Annotated in this window: 16 protein-coding genes; 12 read left to right on the top strand and 4 right to left on the bottom strand. The window is 70.3% G+C overall.

The annotated features are described in order from the left end of the window. Window positions 1-363: 363 nt before the first annotated feature. The 3 genes from H4W80_RS41210 to H4W80_RS41200 all read left to right on the top strand — a co-directional run bounded on the left by H4W80_RS41210 (window position 364) and on the right by H4W80_RS41200 (window position 1,892). Window positions 364-1,047 (top strand): CPBP family intramembrane glutamic endopeptidase, encoded by a 684-nt coding sequence (locus tag H4W80_RS41210; protein WP_192790003.1) that lies wholly within the window; start codon window positions 364-366, stop codon window positions 1,045-1,047. 219 nt (window positions 1,048-1,266) lie between these two features. Beyond that, window positions 1,267-1,467 (top strand): type II toxin-antitoxin system VapB family antitoxin, encoded by a 201-nt coding sequence (locus H4W80_RS41205; RefSeq protein WP_185070761.1) that lies wholly within the window; start codon window positions 1,267-1,269, stop codon window positions 1,465-1,467. Continuing rightward, window positions 1,461-1,892: a PIN domain nuclease gene (locus tag H4W80_RS41200; protein ID WP_192790002.1), complete on the top strand. Its 432-nt coding sequence runs from the start codon at window positions 1,461-1,463 to the stop codon at window positions 1,890-1,892. The genes H4W80_RS41205 and H4W80_RS41200 overlap by 7 nt, the downstream gene beginning before the upstream one ends. 6 nt (window positions 1,893-1,898) lie before the next feature. Here H4W80_RS41200 and H4W80_RS41195 read toward each other — a convergent pair whose 3' ends face one another. Then, window positions 1,899-2,618: a PIG-L deacetylase family protein gene (locus H4W80_RS41195; RefSeq protein WP_192790001.1), complete on the bottom strand. Its 720-nt coding sequence runs from the start codon at window positions 2,616-2,618 to the stop codon at window positions 1,899-1,901. A 95-nt stretch (window positions 2,619-2,713) separates the two neighbouring features. Here H4W80_RS41195 and pcrA point away from each other — a divergent pair, with 95 nt between their 5' ends. Then, window positions 2,714-4,966: a DNA helicase PcrA gene (gene pcrA, locus H4W80_RS41190; RefSeq protein ID WP_452491474.1), complete on the top strand. Its 2,253-nt coding sequence runs from the start codon at window positions 2,714-2,716 to the stop codon at window positions 4,964-4,966. Window positions 4,967-5,037: 71 nt separating this feature from the next. On the opposite strand, the gene H4W80_RS41185 is transcribed toward pcrA, so the two are convergent. The 3 genes from H4W80_RS41185 to H4W80_RS41175 all read right to left on the bottom strand — a co-directional run bounded on the left by H4W80_RS41185 (window position 5,038) and on the right by H4W80_RS41175 (window position 8,494). Beyond that, window positions 5,038-6,021 carry a L,D-transpeptidase gene (locus H4W80_RS41185; RefSeq protein WP_192790000.1) on the bottom strand — a complete coding sequence of 328 codons (984 nt, stop codon included), beginning with the start codon at window positions 6,019-6,021 and terminating at the stop codon, window positions 5,038-5,040. Between the two features lie 635 nt (window positions 6,022-6,656). Further along, on the bottom strand, window positions 6,657-7,289 hold the full coding sequence (locus tag H4W80_RS41180; protein ID WP_185070757.1) for a response regulator: 633 nt from the start codon (window positions 7,287-7,289) through the stop codon (window positions 6,657-6,659). Continuing rightward, entirely contained in the window at window positions 7,286-8,494 is a 1,209-nt protein-coding gene (locus tag H4W80_RS41175; RefSeq protein ID WP_192789999.1) for an ATP-binding protein, read from the bottom strand. Before H4W80_RS41175 ends, H4W80_RS41180 begins: the two co-directional genes overlap by 4 nt. Window positions 8,495-8,607: 113 nt before the next feature. On the opposite strand from H4W80_RS41175, the gene H4W80_RS41170 reads away from it, so the two are divergent. From H4W80_RS41170 to H4W80_RS41135, 8 genes are all read left to right on the top strand, one after another. Continuing rightward, complete coding sequence (locus tag H4W80_RS41170) at window positions 8,608-10,245, top strand: PspC domain-containing protein (protein ID WP_192789998.1); 1,638 nt, start codon at window positions 8,608-8,610, stop codon at window positions 10,243-10,245. A gap of 129 nt (window positions 10,246-10,374) precedes the next feature. Beyond that, on the top strand, window positions 10,375-10,554 hold the full coding sequence (locus H4W80_RS41165) for a hypothetical protein (protein WP_192789997.1): 180 nt from the start codon (window positions 10,375-10,377) through the stop codon (window positions 10,552-10,554). Window positions 10,555-10,625: 71 nt separating this feature from the next. Continuing rightward, window positions 10,626-11,108, top strand: a complete 483-nt coding sequence (locus tag H4W80_RS41160) for a (2Fe-2S)-binding protein (RefSeq protein ID WP_192789996.1) — start codon at window positions 10,626-10,628, stop codon at window positions 11,106-11,108. Continuing rightward, window positions 11,105-13,519 (top strand): xanthine dehydrogenase family protein molybdopterin-binding subunit, encoded by a 2,415-nt coding sequence (locus H4W80_RS41155; RefSeq protein WP_192789995.1) that lies wholly within the window; start codon window positions 11,105-11,107, stop codon window positions 13,517-13,519. Before H4W80_RS41160 ends, H4W80_RS41155 begins: the two co-directional genes overlap by 4 nt. Beyond that, window positions 13,516-14,370 (top strand): FAD binding domain-containing protein, encoded by an 855-nt coding sequence (locus H4W80_RS41150; RefSeq protein WP_192789994.1) that lies wholly within the window; start codon window positions 13,516-13,518, stop codon window positions 14,368-14,370. The genes H4W80_RS41155 and H4W80_RS41150 overlap by 4 nt, the downstream gene beginning before the upstream one ends. Window positions 14,371-14,453: 83 nt before the next feature. After that, window positions 14,454-15,164 (top strand): SRPBCC family protein, encoded by a 711-nt coding sequence (locus tag H4W80_RS41145; protein WP_192789993.1) that lies wholly within the window; start codon window positions 14,454-14,456, stop codon window positions 15,162-15,164. A 109-nt stretch (window positions 15,165-15,273) separates the two neighbouring features. Next, window positions 15,274-17,907, top strand: a complete 2,634-nt coding sequence (locus tag H4W80_RS41140; protein WP_192789992.1) for a bifunctional glycosyltransferase/CDP-glycerol:glycerophosphate glycerophosphotransferase — start codon at window positions 15,274-15,276, stop codon at window positions 17,905-17,907. Further along, on the top strand, window positions 17,904-18,968 hold the full coding sequence (locus tag H4W80_RS41135) for a glycosyltransferase (RefSeq protein WP_192789991.1): 1,065 nt from the start codon (window positions 17,904-17,906) through the stop codon (window positions 18,966-18,968). Before H4W80_RS41140 ends, H4W80_RS41135 begins: the two co-directional genes overlap by 4 nt. Window positions 18,969-18,977 lie beyond the last annotated feature (9 nt).

Below are 18,977 nucleotides of genomic sequence, written 5' to 3'. Positions count from 1 at the left end.
CGAAGCGGGCGGTACTGGCGGCGCAAGCGGTGCAGGCGGCGCCGGGAAAGCAGGCGGCGCGGGCGGCGCAAGCGGAGCGGCAGGCGCAGCCGAAGCAGGCGGCGCGGGCGGCGCAAGCGGTGCGGGGCGAAGCGGGCGGGCGGCGCGGGCGGCGCAAGCGGAGCGGACGAAACCAGCGGCGCTAGCGGAGCGGAGGGGGCAAACGGAGCAGGCGGCGCTGGCGGCGCAAGCGGAGCGGCAGGCGCAGCCGAAGCAGGCGGTGCAGCCGAAGCCGGCGGCACGGGCGAAGCAGGCGGCGCTGGCGGCGCATGGGGAAGTCGGCGGCGGGGGGCGAAGATGGGGTGAGCGACGTAGCCTGGCAAGGTGTTGCTCCGCTCGATCGCGATCCTCGCCGCAGCCAACCTCCTGAACAACAAGGTGGCCCCCCGCCTAGCCCCCCTGACCTCGGCCGCCGCGACCGCCGCCCTGGTGGCGACGGCCCGCGGGTCCGGCCTGTCGTGGAAGGAGCTCGGGTTCGAGCACGGCCGGCGCGGCGCCGTGGCGGGAGGCGCGCTGGCGGCCGCGGTGGCGGCCGTTTACGCCGTCGGCATCGCCAACCCCCGCACCAGGCAGCTCTTCCGCGACGAGCGCGCCCTGTCGCTGTCGCGCGCCCGCGTCCTGGAGGAGGCCCTGCTCCAGGTCCCGCTGGGCACGGTCCTGCTGGAGGAGGTGGGTTTCCGGGGCGCCCTGTACGCGATGCTGCGCAAGGATCACGGCACGGTGGCCGCCACGGCGATCTCGTCGTCCCTGTTCGGCCTCTGGCACATCCTCCCGGCCATCGACATGGCCCACGCCAACCCGGCCCTCGGCGCCCTGACGTCGGCCGATTCCCCGGGCCGCCTGGACACGGCGCGGGTGGTGGCGGGGAGCGTGGTGTCCACGGCGGCGGCCGGGGTGCTGTTCTGCGAGCTACGGCGCCGCGGCGGCCTCCTGACCCCGGCCATGCTGCACCTGGCCACCAATTCCTTCGGCTACCTCTTCGCCCGCCTCGCCGCCAAGCGAAAGTGACTGAACGTGAGAATTCCCGGCGTGCTGGTGGATCTCTGATCAGCCGGGGATGAGGATTCCTGACCCGGAGGGTAAGATCCTTCACCTTCGGATGGATCGTTCCACACACACCCCACCTCGGTGCTTTAACGTCTCCAAGGCGCGCTTCCCTAGGGCGGGAAATGCGTATATCAAGATCAGGAGTTCTGATATACGATGGAGGCACGGAGGTGGTGTTGCATGCGTACGGTAATCGACATCGACAAGGAGCTACTGGAAGTAGCCCAGCACGAGTTGGGGACTTCGACCATGAAGGAGACGGTCAACGCAGCCCTGGAGGAGATCGCCGAAAGGGCAAAGCGTCGCGAAGCGTTCGAATACTGGCGCACCCGGGACAATTCCGATCTTCTGGACCCGGAGATCATGAAGCATGCGTGGTAGCCACCGGCGTGGTCTACCTCATCGACAAGAGCGCGCTGGCACGCATGCCGCACCCGGCGGTCCACCGCGCACTCGAGCCGCTCATGCTCGACAAGATGCTGGCCATCTGTGAGGTCACGCAGCTCGAGGTCCTCTTCAGCGCGCGTGACCCGGCGGGCTACGAGCGCGACGCCCACTACCTGCGCGAGGGCTTCCGCCTCCTGTCGATCCACGAGAAGGAGGTGGCCGCCCGGGCGCTGGACGTCCAGGCGATCCTCGCGCGCAAATCGCACCACCGGGCCGTCGGACCGAGCGATCTGCTGATCGCCGCCTGTGCTGAGGTGCACGGAGCCACGATCCTGCATTACGACCGGGACTTCGACGTCATCTCCGAGGTCACCGGCCAGCCCTCGCTCTGGGTCGTGTCCCCTGGGTCCGTGTCCTAGGAAGGGTCAGCCCGTGGGGACGACCTGGAAGGCCTCCGCGTAGTGGCCCGAGGGGAAGCCGGCCTGGTCGGCCCAGGCGGCGAAGCGGGTCTTGATGAAGTCGACGAAGCCTTCCACGTGGGCGACCTGGCTCACATGTGACTGCAAGGCCGCGAGCTTGCGGTCCATGGCCTCGGTGACGTCCACCCAGTGGTTGGGGGTCGAGCCACCCGTCAGCCAGACCTCGCGCACGGTCCACGCCTCCAGGCCCTCCTCCAGCACCAGCTCGGGGAAGGCGTAGGGGTTGCGGGCGTCCGGGTAGACGGCGTCCAGGGCGGAACCGCCCACCGCGCGGTGGTCGGGGTGGCTGGGGGCGACGTTGAGGTAGTTGCGATCGGGGTGGTGGGTGATGACCAGGTCCGGCCGGACCTGGCGGATCACGCGGGAGATGTCGCGCCTCAGCTCGATCGAGGGCACCACGAGCCCGTCTTTGTAGCCGAGGAACCGCACGTCGGTGACGCCGACCGCCTTGGCGGCGGCCCGCTGCTCGGTCCTGCGGAGCTCGGCCATGCCGGAGTTGTCCAGCGTACGTTCGTTGCCGCCCGCGTCGCCATCCGTCACCAGCAGGTACGTGACCTCGACGCCCTTGTCGACGAACAGCGCCACGCTCCCCGCCGCGCCGAAGTCGACGTCGTCCGGATGGGCGGTCACCACGAGGACCCGGTTGATCTCGGCTTCCGGCAGCATGGCTCCCCTTTCTGATGTTCTACGAAAAGACAACCGGCCCCCCGCCGAAGGCATTCCGGGCGCCGATTGTCGGTGGGGCGTCTTAACCTAGGTAGGTGCCGACCCAAGTCTCTGTTGACCACCCTCTGCTCGACGGCCTCAACCCTCAGCAGCGCGAGGCCGTGATCCATCATGGCAGTCCGCTGCTCATCGTGGCGGGGGCGGGCTCCGGCAAGACGCGGGTGCTCACGCATCGCATCGCGTACCTGCTGGCCGAGCGGGAGGTGCACCCGGGCGAGATCCTGGCGATCACCTTCACCAACAAGGCCGCCCGCGAGATGAAGGAGCGCATCGACAAGCTGGTCGGCCCGCGGTCCAGGGCGATGTGGGTGATGACGTTCCACAGCGCCTGCATGCGCATCCTGCGGCGGGAGGCCAAGCGGCTGGGGTTCCCGTCGAGCTTCTCGATCTATGACCAGGCCGACTCGCAGCGGCTCATGGCCATGGTCTGCAGGGAGATGGAGCTCGATCCCAAGCGTTACCCGCCGCGCTCCTTCTCGGCCCAGGTCAGCAACTTCAAGAACGAGCTGATCGACTACGAGACCGCGCTCGACAAGGCGGGCTCGCATCTGGAGAAGACGCTGGCGGAGGCGTACAAGGCCTATCAGCTCAAGCTGACCGAGGCCGGCGCGATGGACTTCGACGACATCATCATGAACACGGTGACGTTGTTCCAGCTCTTCCCCGACGTGGCCGAGCACTACCGGATGCGGTTCAGGCACGTGCTGGTCGACGAATACCAGGACACCAACCACGCCCAATACATCCTGATCAGGGAGCTGGTCGGGCATCCCGAGCTGCGCACGACCGACGGCGAGCTGGTCCGGACGGGCGCCGACATGTCCGAGCTGTGCGTGGTGGGCGACGCCGACCAGTCCATCTACGCCTTCCGCGGCGCGACGATCCGCAACATCCTGGAGTTCGAGCGCGACTACCCCGACGCGCGCACCATCCTGCTGGAGCAGAACTACCGCTCCACCCAGAACATTTTGGCCGCCGCCAACGCGGTCATCGCGCGCAACGAGTCGCGCAAGCCCAAGAACCTCTGGTCCGACCAGGGCGACGGGCCCAAGATCGTGGGATATGTCGCCGACAACGAGCACGACGAGGCCATGTTCGTGGCCCAGGAGGTCGACCGGCTCAGCGACGAGGAAGGCGTCAAGCCGGGCGAGGTGGCCGTCTTCTACCGCACCAACGCGGCCTCCCGCGTGTTCGAGGAGATCTTCATCCGCACCGGGCTGCCGTACAAGGTGGTCGGGGGCGTGCGCTTCTACGAGCGCAAGGAGGTCAAGGACCTGCTGGCCTACCTGCGGGTGCTGGCCAACCCGGCCGACGTGGTCTCGCTGCGCCGCATCCTCAACGTGCCCAAGCGCGGCATCGGCGACCGCGCCGAGGCGATGGTCGAGGCGCTGTCGTCGCGCGAGCGCATCTCGTTCTGGGACGCGCTGCGCAGGGCCGACGAGGCGTACGGGATGGCCACGCGCTCGCTCAACGCCGTACGCGAGTTCGTCGCGCTGGTCGAGGAGCTGATCGCCAAGGCCGAGGGCATGCCGCCGTCGGCGCTGGCCGAGGAGGTGCTGGTGGCCACCGGCTACCGCGCCGAGCTGGAGGCGTCGGAGGACCCGCAGGACGAGTCGCGCCTGGAAAACCTCAACGAGCTCATCTCCGTCGCCTCCGAGTTCGAGGAGGCAAATCCGGAGGGGACGCTGGTGGAGTTCCTGGAGCAGGTGTCGCTCGTGGCCGACGCCGACCAGATCCCCGAGGCCGACGGCGGGCAGGGGGTCGTCACGCTGATGACCCTGCACACGGCCAAGGGGCTGGAGTTCCCCGTCGTCTTCCTGACGGCCATGGAGGACGGGGTGTTCCCGCACATCCGCTCGCTCGGGGAGCCCAAGGAGCTGGAGGAGGAGCGGCGGCTGGCGTACGTGGGGATCACCAGGGCGCAGCAGCGGCTCTACATCACGCGGGCGGCCGTGCGCAGCTCCTGGGGGGCGCCGTCGTTCAACCCGGCCTCGCGGTTCGTGAACGAGGTGCCGGGGCAGCTCATCGACTGGCGTACGGATCCGGAGAAGTCCGCCTGGAGCGCGGCCACCCGCAAGGAGCCCGCCGCCCGCCCCGCGCCCGCCAAGAGCGGCGGGCGGAAGGTGCCTTCGCTGGCGCCCGGCGACCGGGTGACGCATGACGCGTTCGGGCTGGGCACGGTGGTGTCCGTGGACGGGGTGGCGGAGAAGACCAAGGTCAAGATCGACTTCGGCAGCGGCGGGGAGAAGACGCTGCTGCTGGCGTACGCGCCCATCGACAAGCTCTGACCGGCCCCTGACGGACTGAGGGCCGCTCTCCCTGGTCTGGGGAGAGCGGCCCTGATGGCGTTATTACGGGGTCAGCCCTTCAGGGCGCTGCCCTTCTTCCACTGGGTCCAGTTCAGCTGCCAGTAGCTCCAGCCGTTGTTCCACTGCAGCTTGCGCTTCGTACCGGTGATCTTGACGACGTCGCCGCGCTGGGCGATGCCGTAGAACCACTTGGCCCCGGCGGGGGTGGCCCGCACGCAGCCGTGGCTCTGGTTGGAGCGGCCGAGGAACTGGTAGTAGCCGGCGCTCTGGTGGACGTACTCACCGCTGTCGGAGATGCGGACCGCCCACGGGATCTCCTCCTTGTAGTAGCGCGGGTCCTTGGGATCCGTCACGCCCATCCAGGAGGAGGTCATGGTCTCCACGGCCTTCTTGCCCATGGTGAGGTGAACGCCGCTGGTGGTGAGGTAGACGTCCACGCCGTTCCTGATCAGCCCGCCCCTGCCTGCGCTGATCGGGATCTTCTTGGCCAGCTTGCCGTCGCGGTAGACCTTCATCTGGTGGTTCCGGGTGTTGACCACGGAGATCTGCGACGTGCCGACGGCGAAGCGGCGGGAGACGTCCTTGGCACCGGTGTTGCCGGGGAGCTGCGACAGGCGGGCGGTGAAGAGGACCTTCTGGTGAGGCTTCCAGTACGTCTTCGTCCGGTAGATGACCTTGCGCGCCGACACCCAGCGCCAGGCGCCGTCGACCGGCTTCTCCGCCTCCACCTCCAGCAGCGCCTCCACGGCCGCCCGGTCCTTCACGTCGCGGTCGAACGTGACGATGATCGGGAAGCCGACGCCTACCTTCTCCGTCTTCTCCCCCATCGGGGTTATGTCGGCTATATCGAGCTTGACCTTCTTTTCCGGCTTAGCCGGGTCGGTGACCTGCACCGGGGCCGTGACGCTCGCCGCGCCGGCGGCCCGGACCACCGAGGCTTGCTGCGTTTGGGGAACGTGGACGCTCTCCGCCGCACAGGCCGTCATGGCGGCCAATGCGACCAGGGCCGGCAGCATCCGGGGGACGCGATTCAAGGGGGCTACTCCTGGGCTATGTGCTTTTTCTCCTTTATGTGTGACAACTGAGGCGGGAGTTTTGTGGGCGTACCAGTGATAACTATCCCGTAACGTTCCAAACCGGCACGGATGAACCCCCATCCCAGGGGGAAACCACGCCCCCGCTTCCGCCAGCGCTGCCGGATTTAGGAGTATGGGGAGGGTGCCCGGGGCGGCGTCAGGCACAGCGGGGTGCACGGGAGGCACGGGCCGCCGGGGGGCACGGGCGGCGGAGTGCGCGGGGCTGGCGGATGGGGATGGCTGGCGGGACGTTGAGGTGCTGGGGATGGCTGTGGGAGCGCCGTTGAGGAACCGCCGTGATGAGGAACCGCCGTGATGAGGGGCCGCCGTCAGGGTGCCAGGTGAGGGGCGCCACGGTGAGGGGCGCTGCGGTGAGGGGCGCTGCGGTGAGAAGGTCGCCGGATGAGGCTGGCCGCGTGAGACCGACCGTGGTGGGAGGCCGTGGTGGGGGGCCGTGGCGGGAGGAGGCGGGCCGCGCTGGGTGGAGGGGGTGAGGGGTGGAGAAGGTGAAGGGCGGCCCTGGTGAGGAGTCGAGGAAGTGCCGGCCGGGTGCGGGCTCGTGCCGTGCCGGACGACTTAGCGAGCGCGGGGCGTCAGACGAGGCGGCGGGCGGTGGCCCAGCGGGATAGTTCGTGGCGATTGGAGAGCTGGAGCTTGCGCAGGACCGACGAGACGTGGGTTTCCACGGTCTTGACGGAGATGAAGAGCTCCTTGGCGATCTCCTTGTACGCGTACCCCCGCGCGATCAAGCGCAGCACCTCGCGCTCGCGCTGCGTCAGAGAATCCAGCTCCGGATCGATGGACGGCGCTTCCGACGAGGCGAAGGCGTCCAGGACGAACCCGGCCAGCCGTGGCGAGAAGACCGCGTCCCCTTCGGCCACCCGGCGGATGGCGTCCGTCAGCTCCTTGCCGCTGATGTTCTTGGTCACGTAGCCCCGCGCCCCGCCCCGGATCACGCCGATGACGTCCTCGGCGGCGTCCGAGACCGACAGGGCGAGGAAACGCACCTGGGAGCCCGCGCCCAGGACCCGGCGCAGCACCTCCTGGCCCCCGCCGCCCGGCATGTGCACGTCCAGCAGGACCACGTCGGGCTGGTGCTCCGCGATCGCCTTGACGGCCGTCTCCACGTCCTCGGCCTCGCCCACCACCTCGATCGAGTCGCCCAGCTCGGCGCGTACGCCGGAGCGGAACAGCCGGTGATCGTCGACGATCAACACGCGCGTCATGCCTTCTCCACCTTCATGGTCAACATCACTTCCGTGCCCTCACCGACGGAGGTGCGTACCCGGGCCGTGCCTCCGTGGCGTTCCATTCTCCCGATGATGGACTCCCTGATGCCCATCCTGTCGAGTGGCACGGCATCGAGGTCGAACCCCTTGCCACGATCCTTCACGAAAATCGTGACCTCTTCACCCTCTACTTCGGCATAGACGGAAATGGCCGGGCTCTCAGAGTATTTGGCCGCGTTGACCATCGCCTGCCGGGCCGCCTTGAGCTGGGCGGCCAGCTTACCCACCGGGTCCAGGGCGATGTCCCCCACGCAGACGACCTCGATGGGCACCCCGTGGGCGTCCTCCTCCTCGGCCGCGATCCTGCGTACGGCGGCCGCCACGGTGGCGTCGGCGTCCTGGGCGGGCTGGTAGAGCCAGTTGCGCAGGTCGCGCTCCTGGGAGCGGGCCAGCCGGGTGACCTCGCGCGGATCGTGCGCGACGCGCTGGATGAGGGTGAGCGTGTGCAGCACCGAGTCGTGCACCATGGCGGCCACCTCGGCGCGTTCCTCCTGCCTGATGCGCTCGCGCCGCTCCAACTGCAGCTCTTTCCACAGGCCGGCGAGCCAGGGCGCGCAGATGACGGCCAGGCCGCCGACCACCACGACGGTGAACATCAGACCGGGTTTGGCCTGGTTCAGCTCGCCCTCGGCGTACAGGAAGCCCGCCGCGCCGATCACCACGAGCGTCACGCCGAGCAGCGTGCGAACCCGGTTCTTCCTGATGCTCGTGGTGGCGCCCTGGACCCAGCTCTTGCGGCGCTCCGGATCGGCCTGCTGCCAGAGGATCAGCGCTCCGATCCCGCCCACGGCGAACGGAAGCATGCCGATCCCGCCCTGGGACGCCCCCGTGAGCCAGCCGAACGCGAACAGCGCCACCCCGATCGCGCTGAACGCGGCCAGCTGGCTCCAGTCCCGCTGCGGCGGCTGGCCCTCGTACGGTTGCCGTGGTGTGACCATCCACAACACGGCGTACGCCACCATGCCGACCCCGTCCACCACGCTGAGCAGCACGAACATCAGCCTGATCACCACGGGATCGAGCGAGAGCTGTGCCGCGAGCCCCTGGGCGACGCCGCCCAGCAGGCGGCCCTCCATGGGGCGCATCAGGCGCCGATAGGGCGCGTCGCCGGTCGGCTCGGCGAGAGTCTTCTGGTCAGCCATAACATCGCCATAGTCACATGTCGGGGGCACTTCGGGCATCAGGGAACAACCCCCGGGTCGGGTCAGGGGTCTCCCGGATGCGAGCACATCACATGTAGGTCCACGATGGTGACATGACAGAAGCTCCGCCCAAGGAACCGGCCGCCCCGCCCCGGTCGCTGCGACGCAGCAGCGAGGGGCGCTTCCTCATGGGCGTCTGTTCCGGTCTCGGGCGGCACACCGGCGTCGACCCCGTGGTGTTCCGCGTGGGTTTCGCCATGCTTCTGCTCGGCTCCGGCATCGGCCTGTTCCTCTATCTCGCGGCGTTCCTGCTGATGAAGGAGCCGAACGGCAGGCCGGGGATCATCGAGCAGTGGACGCGCCGCGACTTCGACGCCGAGACCGTGATGGCGTTGCTGACGGCGGTGATGGCGTTCGGGCTGGCGCTCAACCTGGCGACGGTGTGGCTCGACACCGGCACCCTGGTGGTGTGCGTCCTGCTCGCCGTCTCGCTGCTCGCGGCCCACTCCAGCGGGGTGGACCTGCTGGGGCTGGCCCGCTCGATGCCCGAACGGCTGAGCAGGAGGCAGACGACCGCGGCTCCCGAGGCCCCGCCGGTCAGGCCCACGCCCCCCACGGGACCGCCGCCGGTCAGGCCCACGCCCGCAGCGGGACCGTCGCCGGTCGCCACACCCGCAGCGGCCCCGCCGCCGGTCGCCACGCCCTCAGCGGCGCCACCGCCGGTCCAGGAGCCCGCCGCCTCCGAGCCGGTGCGGGAGACGGTCGTCCCGGAGCCGATCCAGGAAGCTGTTCAGGAGACGGCCAGGGACGTCGCCGAGGAACGGGGGCCGGAGCCGCCGACGCGGGCGAACGAGGCCGCGCCGCCCGCCCCCGCCGGTCGACCCGTGCCCGCCGATGAGCCCCCGTCCGCCCGTGAGCCCGCGTCCGCCGGCGAGGACACCAAGGTCACCGCCGAGCACCGGGTCCCGTCGTACCAGCCGCAGCCCAGAACCCGCCTCGACTACACCCCCTACGGCGAGCCGTTCGCGCCGAAGGGCCCCTACCAGCCGCTCGACCCCGCCAAGCGGGCAGCGGGCTACTCCCCGTACGACCCCGTCCTGTACGGCCAACCGGTCCCCAAGAAGGAGCGGAAGCCGCGCCCCAAGTCGTTCATCGGCGCCATCACCATCCTGCTGGCAATCATCATTGGAGGGATCGTCGTGGCGGTCCAAGCCAGGTCGGCCGCAGGAGTGAGCCCGACCATCGTCGGCGGCGCCGTGCTCATCACGATCGGCGCCGGGCTGCTGGTCGCCGCCTGGTGGGGCCGCGGGGCCGGGCTGGTGGCCACGGGGACGCTGGTGGCGGTCATCGTGGCCCTGGGCTTCGTGCTCGGGGGCATCCCCAGGAACATCGGCGAGTCGAACTGGGTGCCGACCAGCGTGAGTCAGTCGAGCATGCTGTACGACGTCGGAGTCGGCGACGGGCGGCTGGACCTGTCGGAGCTGAAGCTGGAGCCGGGCGCCGAGGTGACGTTCAACGCGGCGGTGACGATGGGCGAGCTGATGGTGATCGTGCCGCCGACGGCCAGGATCGAGGTGCACGCCGCCAACAAGGTCGGCGACATCAAGCTCGATCATTCGGTCAGGGGCGGCGTGGACGTGCGGTACGACAAGGTGCTGGAGCCCGAGGTGAAGCCCGACGGCAAGGTCTCGACCATCGTCCTCAACCTGCGGGGCGGGCTCGGGGACATGGAGGTGCGGCGTGCCGCGTGAGGTCGAACGGCCGCGACGCCTGCGAGGGAGCGCCGTCGCCTGGACTGAGGAGCGGCGGGAGCGTAGCGACCAGAGCGACGAGGGAAGGCGACGGCTTGAAGCGACCGAGCCGCCGAACGGAGTGAGGCAATGAGCAGGCACCGGACCGACTGGATGGCCCTGCTCAGCGGTGTGCTCTTCGTGGTTCTGGGCATTCTCATAGTGACACGCGCGATCACGGATCCGCTGGTCCTGATCGGGGTATTGGTGCTGGGATTGGCGTTCGCGGGGCTGGTGGCGATCATCGCCAGGGTGGTTCGCGGTAAGTAACCCTTGACCGGGAAAAACACCGGCGTAGGTTCGGGTGTGTCCGCCAATCCCCTGCTCCTGAGGGAGGACGTATGCCCCGAATCACCGTCACCGTCGACGGGATCAAGTACGAGGAGGACGTGGAGCCGCGACTCCTGCTCGTACATCTGCTACGAGAGCGGCTGGGCAAGACCGGCACCCCCGTCGGGTGCGACACCAGCAACTGCGGCGCCTGCACGGTCATGCTCGACGGCACGAGCGTGAAGAGCTGTTCCGTGCTCGCCGTGCAGGCCGACGGCTGCGAGGTCGTCACGATCGAGGGCCTGGGCGTCAACGGGTCGATGCACCCGATGCAGCGGGCCTTCCACGAAGAACACGCGCTGCAGTGCGGTTACTGCACGCCCGGCATGGTCATGGCCGCGATAGACCTCCTCAGGGAGGATCCCGAGCCGTCGGAGGAGGCGATCAGGCAGGGCCTGGAGGGCAATCTCTGCCGCTGCACCGGCTACTGCAACATCGTCAAGGCCGTGCGCCGGGGCGCGCAGGAGATGGGGCGGGCGGTGACGACGCCATGAGCGAGATCGACACCGGCATGGTCGCCGAGCAGATAGAGCAGAGCGATCAGATCAACGAGCCCGCGGGCACGTCAGAGGTCGGCAGGCCGCGTCGGCGCAAGGAGGACGCACGGCTCCTGACGGGGCGCACGCAGTGGACGGACAACCTCTCCCGCCCGGGGATGCTGCAGGTGATGTTCCTGCGCAGCCCGATGGCACACGCGCGGATCACCAGGGTCGACGTCTCGGGGGCGCGTGAGCTGCCCGGGGTCGTGGCGGCCTTCAGCGGCCAGGACTTCGCCGCCGAGCAGGGCAGCCTGCCGTGCGCGTGGCCGGTAAGCGAGGACATCGTCATCCCCGACCACCCGCCGATGGCGGTGTCCGAGGTCAGGTACGTCGGCGAGGCCGTGGCCTGCGTGATCGCGACCGACCGCTACCGCGCCGCCGACGCGCTCGAGGCCATCGACATCGAGTACGAGCCGCTGCCCGCGGTCCTCGACATGAACGAGGCGCTGGCGGACGGCAGCCCGAAGGTCCACGAGGCGGGCAACAAGGCGTTCAGCGTCAAGATCAACTCCGGTGACATCGACGCCGCGTTCAGGGACGCCCCCGTCGTCATCGACCGGACCTACATCCAGCAGCGGCTCATCCCGAGCGCGATGGAGCCGCGGGCGGTCCTGGCCGACACCGACGGCGACGCGTTCACGATCTCGTCGTCCACGCAGATCCCGCACGTCCTGCGGGTCATGCTGGCCGTGGTGACCGGCATCCCCGAGCACAAGCTCCGCGTGATCGCCCCCGACGTGGGCGGCGGGTTCGGCTCGAAGCTGCAGGTCACCGCGGAAGAGGTGCTCTGCCTGCTGCTGGCCCGCAAGCTCGGCAGGCCGGTCAAGTGGACCGAGTCCCGCTCCGAGGGCAACCTGACCGTGCACCACGGCCGCGACCAGATCCAGCACATCCGGCTGGCCGCCGAGGCCGACGGGCGCATCCGCGGGCTGCAGGTCGACCTGCTGGCCGACATGGGCGCGTACCTGATGCTGGTCACGCCGGGCATCCCGCTGCTCGGCGCGTCGATGTTCAACGCGATCTACAAGATGGACGCGTACGAGTTCGGCTGCACGGGCGTGTTCACCACCAAGATGCCCACGGACGCCTACCGGGGCGCGGGGCGGCCGGAGGCCACGTTCGGCATCGAGCGGGTGATGGACGAGCTGGCCGCCGAGCTCAAGATGGACCCGGTGGAGGTGCGCCGGCGCAACTGGATCAAGCACGACGAGTTCCCGTACACCACCATTTCCGGCCTGACGTACGACTCGGGCAACTACGAGGCGGCCACGGACAGGGCGCTGGCCCTGTTCGGCTACGACAAGCTGCGCGCGGAGCAGGCCGACCGGCGCGACCGGGGCGACCCGGTGCAGCTCGGCATCGGCGTCAGCACGTACACGGAGATGTGCGGCCTGGCCCCGTCCAGGATGCTCGGCGAGGCCAACTACGGCGCCGGCGGCTGGGAGCACGGCTCGGTGCGCATGCTGCCCACGGGCAAGGTCGAGGTCATCACCGGCACCTCGCCGCACGGGCAGGGCCACGTGACGTCGTGGAGCCAGATCGCGGCGGACGCGCTCGGCGTGCCGTTCGACGACGTCACGGTGCTGCACGGCGACACGGCCATCGCGCACAAGGGCATGGACACCTACGGCTCGCGCTCGCTCGTCGTCGGCGGCATCGCCGTGCTGAAGGCGTGCGAGAAGGTCAAGGACAAGGCCCGCAAGCTCGCCGCGCACGTGCTCGAATGCTCGCCCGAGGACCTGGAGTACGCGGCCGGGGCGTTCAAGGTGCGGGGCACGGACACGCAGAAGACCATCCAGGAGCTGGCCTACGCCGCGTTCACGGCGCACGACCTGCCGGAGGGCGTGGAGGCGCGGCTCGACTCCGACGCCACGTTCGACCCGGAGAACTACTCCTTCCCGCACGGCACCCACCTGTGCGCGGTGGAGGTGGACACCGAGACGGGCATGGTGAAGATCCGCTCGTACGTGGCGGTCGACGACGTCGGCAAGGTCGTCAACCCGCTGATCGTCGAGGGCCAGGTACACGGCGGCATCGCCCAGGGGATCGCGCAGGCGCTGTTCGAGGAGGCCGTCTACGACGCCGAGGGCAACCTGCTGACCACGACGATGGCCGACTACCTGCTGCCGTCGGCGGCGGACCTGCCGGCGTTCCAGCTCGACCGGACCGAGTCCCCGGCGACCAGCAACCCGCTGGGCGTCAAGGGCGTGGGCGAGGCGGGCACGATCGCCTCGACCCCGGCCGTCGTGAACGCCATCGTGGACGCCCTGCGCCCGCGCGGCATCCACGACGTGCGGATGCCGTGCACGCCCGAGCGCGTCTGGAGAGCCCTGCAGGATGGGGCGCTGGAAGGAGTTCGGCGATGATCCCCGCGCAGTTCGACTACGTGCGGCCGGGTTCGCTGGCGGAGGCCTGCCAGGAGCTCGCCTCCGACGAGGACGCCAAGGTCCTGGCGGGCGGGCAGTCGCTGCTGCCGCTGATGCGGCTGCGGATGGCGTACCCGTCGAAGCTGGTCGACATCGGCCGGCTGCCCGACCTGAAGGGCGTGCACGACCGCGGCGACCACGTCTTCATCGGCGCGATGACCACGCACGACGAGGTCCTGCACTCCGGCGTCGTCCGGGCCGACTGCCCGCTGCTCGCGCTGGCCACGGCGCAGGTGGCGGATCCGGCGATCAGGCACCGCGGCACGTTCGGCGGCTCGCTGGCCCACGCGGACCCGGCGGGCGACCTGCCCGCCGTGGTGCTGGCGCTGGAGGGCGTGTTCGTGGCCAGGTCACAGGAGGGCGAGCGGGAGATCCCGGCCGCCGAGTTCTTCGTCGACTACTGGGAGTCGTCGCTGGGGCCGGGCGAGATCCTGGTCGGGGTGCGGCTCCCGAAGCTGGGCGCCGGCTGGGGCTTCCACTACGAGAAGTTCCACCGGACCGCCCAGGCGTGGGCGATCGTCGGCGTGGCCGCCGCCGTCAGGCGCTCCAACGGCTCGATCGCCGAGGCCAGGATCGGGCTGACGAACATGGGCTCGACGCCGCTGCGCGCCCGCGCCGCCGAGTCCGCCCTGGAGGGCGTGGAGCTGGGCGACCAGCTGCGCCAGGCGTGCGAGGAGGCGGCGGCCGGCACCTCGCCGCCGTCCGACCTGCACGCGCAGCCGGACTATCGGCGGCATCTGGCCAGGGTCCTGACCCACCGCGCGGTACGCACGGCGGCCGGAGCTCCCTGACCACGGAGGTGGGAGGGGGCGCCTCTTCCGGGGCGCCCCCGCCCCGACGTAGTGTCGCAACCAGCGGGAAAAGGAGCGGATCGATGGCGATGCGGTTCGAGCACGAATTCACTGTTCCAGTTCCGATCGAGCAGGCGTGGGCGGTGCTGCTCGACGTCGAGCGGGTCGCGCCGTGCCTGCCGGGGGCGACGCTGGACATCTTCGAGGGTGACGAGTTCACCGGCAGGATGAAGGTCAAGGTCGGCCCGATCGTGGTGACCTACAAGGGCTCGGCCAGGTTCGAGGACGTCGACAAGGACACCTACACGCTCACCATCCAGGCGTCCGGCAAGGAGGCCCGGGGCTCCGGCACGGCCTCGGCCACGGTCAAGGCGCGGTTGGCGCCGGCCGAGGAGGCCACGAAGGTGAGCGTCGAGACGTCGTTCAACGTGACCGGCCGGCCCGCCCAGTTCGGGCGCGGCGTGATGGCCGAGGTCGGCGGCAGGCTCGTCGAGAAGTTCGCGGCCAACCTGGCCGAGCTGCTGTCCGAGCCCACGGTGGAGCAGGTCGCCGCCGCGCCGGGCCCAGAGGAGAAACGGCACGAGGAGGAGCGGCACCTGACCGCGGTGCCGGCGCCGCCAGAGCCGGAGGCGCGGCCCGCGGGCACCACCCGCACGTCGCGCACGGCCGACGAGGAGGCGCTGGACCTGCTGGAGATCGCCGGGCAGCCGCTGCTGAAGCGCCTGGCGCCCGTCGCGGGCGCGCTCGTGGCGCTGCTGGCCATCGTGTGGGTGATCCGCCGGCTGCGGCGCTGATCGCCTGAAGGGCTGATTTTCAGCAAATACTCCATCAAGTCCGGACACTTCGCCCTAGCTGGGGGAAGTCCCATTTCCGCAGGTGGTCGTACCAGCGGGGGGACGTGGGATGCCGGACTGCACCGTGGTCGTGATCTCCTACAACGACGCGGCCCGCCTGCCCAGGGCCGTGCGTTCGGTGCTCGGGCAGTCCCTGCGCGACCTCGAAGTGATCATCGTGGACGACGCGAGCACGGACGGCACGCCGGAGGTGGCCGCCCGGCTCATGGACAGCGATCCGCGGGTGCTCTACCTGCGCAGGCAGGTCAACAGCGGGGGCTGCGGCGCGCCCAGGAACGACGGGCTCGACGCCGCGGCCGCGCCGTACGTCATGTTCCTCGACAGCGACGACGAGCTGCCCAGGCACGCCTGCAAGAGCCTGCTCACCGAGATCGAGCGGACCGGGGCCGACTTCGTGTCGGGGCAGATCTCGCGGCTGTTCGAGTCGACCGGGCGGCTGAGACCCTACTATCCCGAGCTGTTCGCCAGGCGGAGGGTGGTGGAGGGCATCCGCCAGGAGCCCGACCTGTTCCTCGACTGCTTCAGCACGAACAAGCTCTACGACGTGGGCCGGCTGCGGGACCACGCGCTGCGCTTCCCCGAGGACATCCACTACGAGGACCACGTCTTCTCGACCGGGCTGTACGCGCTCTCGCGCAGGTTCGCGATCGTGCCGTGGACGGTCTACCTCTGGCACCGGGCGGCGACGAACGACTCGATCTCGCTGAGCGTCGACGATCTGGAGAACGTGCGGCAGCGGGTCATCGCGGCCCGGCTGAGCGACGACGTCCTGCGCGCCCACGGGGCCGGGGACCTGGTGCCCCAGCGGCAGCGCCGGTTCGTGCGCCAGGACCTGCGGGTCTACCTCAACCCGCTGCCGGCGCGGGACCTGGTGTGGGTCAAGGAGTTCGCCGCGATGGTCCGGCCGTACATGGAGGAGATGCCCCGCTGGGTGCTGGAGGAGCTGGAGCCGCTGGAGCGGGTCTGCTGCCAGCTCATCCTCGACGACCGGGCCGAGGACCTGCGGGTGGCCGCGGCCTCGCTGACCGGGCCGAGGGCCGCCCCGAGGTCGGCGGTGCGGTTGAACGGGCGCACGTACTGGGGGACGACGGTCTCGCCCGGCCTGGACATCACGAAGCTGCGGCTGGCCGAGCTGCCCTTCTCCGAGTCCAGGCTGCGGCACGAGCTGACGGAGATCATCTCGGACGGCGAGCGGGTGCGGATGACCGTGCGCACGTACGACCCGTTCGGGGCGCTGCCGCTGGACTGGACGGCGGCCCTGGAGCTCGGATCCCAAAAAATCACGATAAAGCCGCAGCCGTCCGGCGGCGGAGGGTACGTCACCGACGTCGTCTGCAAGCCCACGGGCAGGTGCGAGCCGCGCATCGTCTTCACCAGGACCTCCGACGGGCACACCACGGCCGACCGCATCCTCGCCGACCCGGGGCTGCGGCCCGTCGAGCTGCCGGGGTGCACGGTGAAGGCCGAGGGGTGCGCCGCGTACCTGTGCGTGCGCCCCGACTCCGTCACCCGCTCGGTGGCGCGGCGGGTCAAGCAGGCGCTGATGAGCCGGCTCAGCACGCCGGCGAACAAGCTGCGGGCCTACAAGCTGCTCATCAAGGTGGTGCCGCCCCGGCAGAACCTCGCCCTGTTCGAGTCCGACGTCGGCAAGGGCTACAGCGGCAGCCCCCGGGCCATCTACGAGGAGCTGCGCCGCCGCAACCTGCCGATCGACGTGGTCTGGTCGGTGGCCAGGGGCCGCCGGAACTTCCCGCCCGACGCGCGGCTCGTCCGGCGCGGAAGCTGGGCCTACGTCTGGACGATGGCCAGGGCCGGGATCTGGGTGGACAGCCACGGCTTCCCGCTGGACTACCCCAAGCCGCACGGCACCCGTTACCTGCAGACCTGGCACGGGCAGGGGATCAAGTCGATCGGGTTCGACGCGCCCGACCTGCGTACCGACTTCGACGGTCCGCGGGCGCAGTGGCGGGCCGCGGTCGCGCGGTGGGACGCGCTGATCTCGCCGAGCGCCGAGTTCTCGCGGGTGTTCCTGCCGTCCAACGGCTACGCGGGCAAGGTCTACCGGTGCGGGACGCCGCGGTGCGACGCGCTGGTGCGGGCCGAGCCGGCCGGTGACGTGCTGGAGCGGCTGGAGATCCCACCCGGCCGAAAAATCCTGCTTTATGCGCCTACGTACAGGGACAGCGCCAAAGGCAGCGGCCAGTCCGTACGGGTGGATCTGGAGCTGCTGGCCGACGAGCTGGCCCGGGAGTGGGTGGTGATCCTGCGTACGCACCCGGTCGAGCGCTACACCCCGCCCGAGCACCTCAGGCACTTCGTCCGTGACGCCGGGTCGTACCCCGAGATCAACGACCTGATGCTGGCCTCGGACGCGCTGCTGACGGACTACTCCTCGGTGATGTGCGACTACGCGCTCACCGGCAAGCCGATGCTGTTCTACATCGACGACTGGGACGACTACCGGCTGGCCGAGCGCGGCGTGTACCACGACCTGCCCGCCATCGCGCCGGGCCCGTGCGTGTCGACCACCGCCGAGCTGGTGGAGGCGATCAGGCGGCTGCCCGACCTGCACGCCGCCTACGCCGGCCGGTACGCGGCCTTCCGCGACCTATGGTGCGCCGACGAGCGCGGCGACGCGGCCGCCCGGATCGTGGACGACTTCTTCCGGAAAGGTGCGCGATGAGCGTCGTCTTCGCCTGCGTGGACGCCGACACGCTCGGCGGCGTCCAGCGGGTGACGCACACCCTCGCCCAGGGGCTGGCCGGGCGCGGCCACGAGGTGCACGTCATCGGGCTGCACCGGGCGGCGGCACCGTTCCGGTACGTGGAGCGCCCGCTCTACCACCACCACGTGATCAGCCGGCGGCCGATGCGGTCGCAGGGCCTCCTGGCCCGCAGGAGAGCCGGCCGGCGGCTGAAGGAGCTGCTCAGGCAGATCAGGCCCGGCTACGCCGTCATGACCTCGCCGGCCGCGGTGACCCGGGTGTCGGGGCTGCTGCCCGCGGCGTTCCGGCCGATCGGGCAGTATCACGGCTCGTACGACCACGCCCGCGGCTGCTGGCACCTCGGCTCCATCAAGCGGCACTACCCCGGGCTCGACCAGGCGGTCTTCCTCAGCGAGGACGACGCCCGCCTCTTCTCCGAGCACGCGCTGCTGCCCAACGCCTGGGCCCTGCCGAACCCCCTGGCCCACTGGCCGGAGGAGCTCGCCACGCTCGACGCGCCCCGCGTCCTCGGCGTGGGCCGGCTGGAAGGGGTCAAGCGGTTCGACCGGCTGATCAGCGCGTTCGCCCGCTCGGGCGCGCCGCGCCCGTGGGAGCTGCACCTGATCGGCGACGGCAGCGAGCTGGACCGGCTGCGCGAGCACGCGCGCGGGGAGGGCGTCGGCGACCGCGTGGTCTTCAAGGGGCTGGTGCCGGGCGACCGGATGCCCGCCGAATACCTGAACGCCTCCGTCCTGGGCCTGACCAGCGGGCACGAGGGGCTGCCCGTCGTGCTGCTGGAGTCGGCCGCGCACGGGGTGCCGTCGGTGGCGTTCGACGTGTCGGGCGGCGTGCGCACCGCCGGGTCCCTGCTGGTGCCGCCGGGGGACGTGGACGCGTTCGCGGCCGCGCTGGGCGGGCTGGTCGCCTCCCGGGAGGAGCGGCGGCGGCTGGGGGCCGACGCCCGCGCACGGGCCGAGGCGTTCCGCCTCGACCACGTGCTCGACGGCTGGGAGCGGCTGTTCGCCCACATCCGGCGCTAGACGGCGCCG

The sequence above is a fragment of the Nonomuraea angiospora genome (genome assembly GCF_014873145.1).
Taxonomy (GTDB): Bacteria; Actinomycetota; Actinomycetes; order Streptosporangiales; family Streptosporangiaceae; genus Nonomuraea; species Nonomuraea angiospora.
Note: the sequence above shows the minus strand (reverse complement) of the source record. Positions and strands in the feature narration are given on the sequence as shown.

Bases quoted from the DNA above. Each gene is read 5' to 3' on its own strand.
- H4W80_RS41195 (WP_192790001.1), bottom strand. From the start codon at position 2,618: ATGCTGCCGGAAGCCGAGATCAACCGGGTCCTCGTGGTGACCGCCCAT.
- H4W80_RS41180 (WP_185070757.1), bottom strand. From the start codon at position 7,289: ATGACGCGCGTGTTGATCGTCGACGATCACCGGCTGTTCCGCTCCGGC.
- H4W80_RS41175 (WP_192789999.1), bottom strand. From the start codon at position 8,494: ATGGCTGACCAGAAGACTCTCGCCGAGCCGACCGGCGACGCGCCCTAT.
- H4W80_RS41155 (WP_192789995.1), top strand. From the start codon at position 11,105: ATGAGCGAGATCGACACCGGCATGGTCGCCGAGCAGATAGAGCAGAGC.
- H4W80_RS41170 (WP_192789998.1), top strand. From the start codon at position 8,608: ATGACAGAAGCTCCGCCCAAGGAACCGGCCGCCCCGCCCCGGTCGCTG.
- H4W80_RS41165 (WP_192789997.1), top strand. From the start codon at position 10,375: ATGAGCAGGCACCGGACCGACTGGATGGCCCTGCTCAGCGGTGTGCTC.
- H4W80_RS41160 (WP_192789996.1), top strand. From the start codon at position 10,626: ATGCCCCGAATCACCGTCACCGTCGACGGGATCAAGTACGAGGAGGAC.
- H4W80_RS41150 (WP_192789994.1), top strand. From the start codon at position 13,516: ATGATCCCCGCGCAGTTCGACTACGTGCGGCCGGGTTCGCTGGCGGAG.
- H4W80_RS41205 (WP_185070761.1), top strand. From the start codon at position 1,267: ATGCGTACGGTAATCGACATCGACAAGGAGCTACTGGAAGTAGCCCAG.
- H4W80_RS41140 (WP_192789992.1), top strand. From the start codon at position 15,274: ATGCCGGACTGCACCGTGGTCGTGATCTCCTACAACGACGCGGCCCGC.
- H4W80_RS41145 (WP_192789993.1), top strand. From the start codon at position 14,454: ATGGCGATGCGGTTCGAGCACGAATTCACTGTTCCAGTTCCGATCGAG.
- H4W80_RS41135 (WP_192789991.1), top strand. From the start codon at position 17,904: ATGAGCGTCGTCTTCGCCTGCGTGGACGCCGACACGCTCGGCGGCGTC.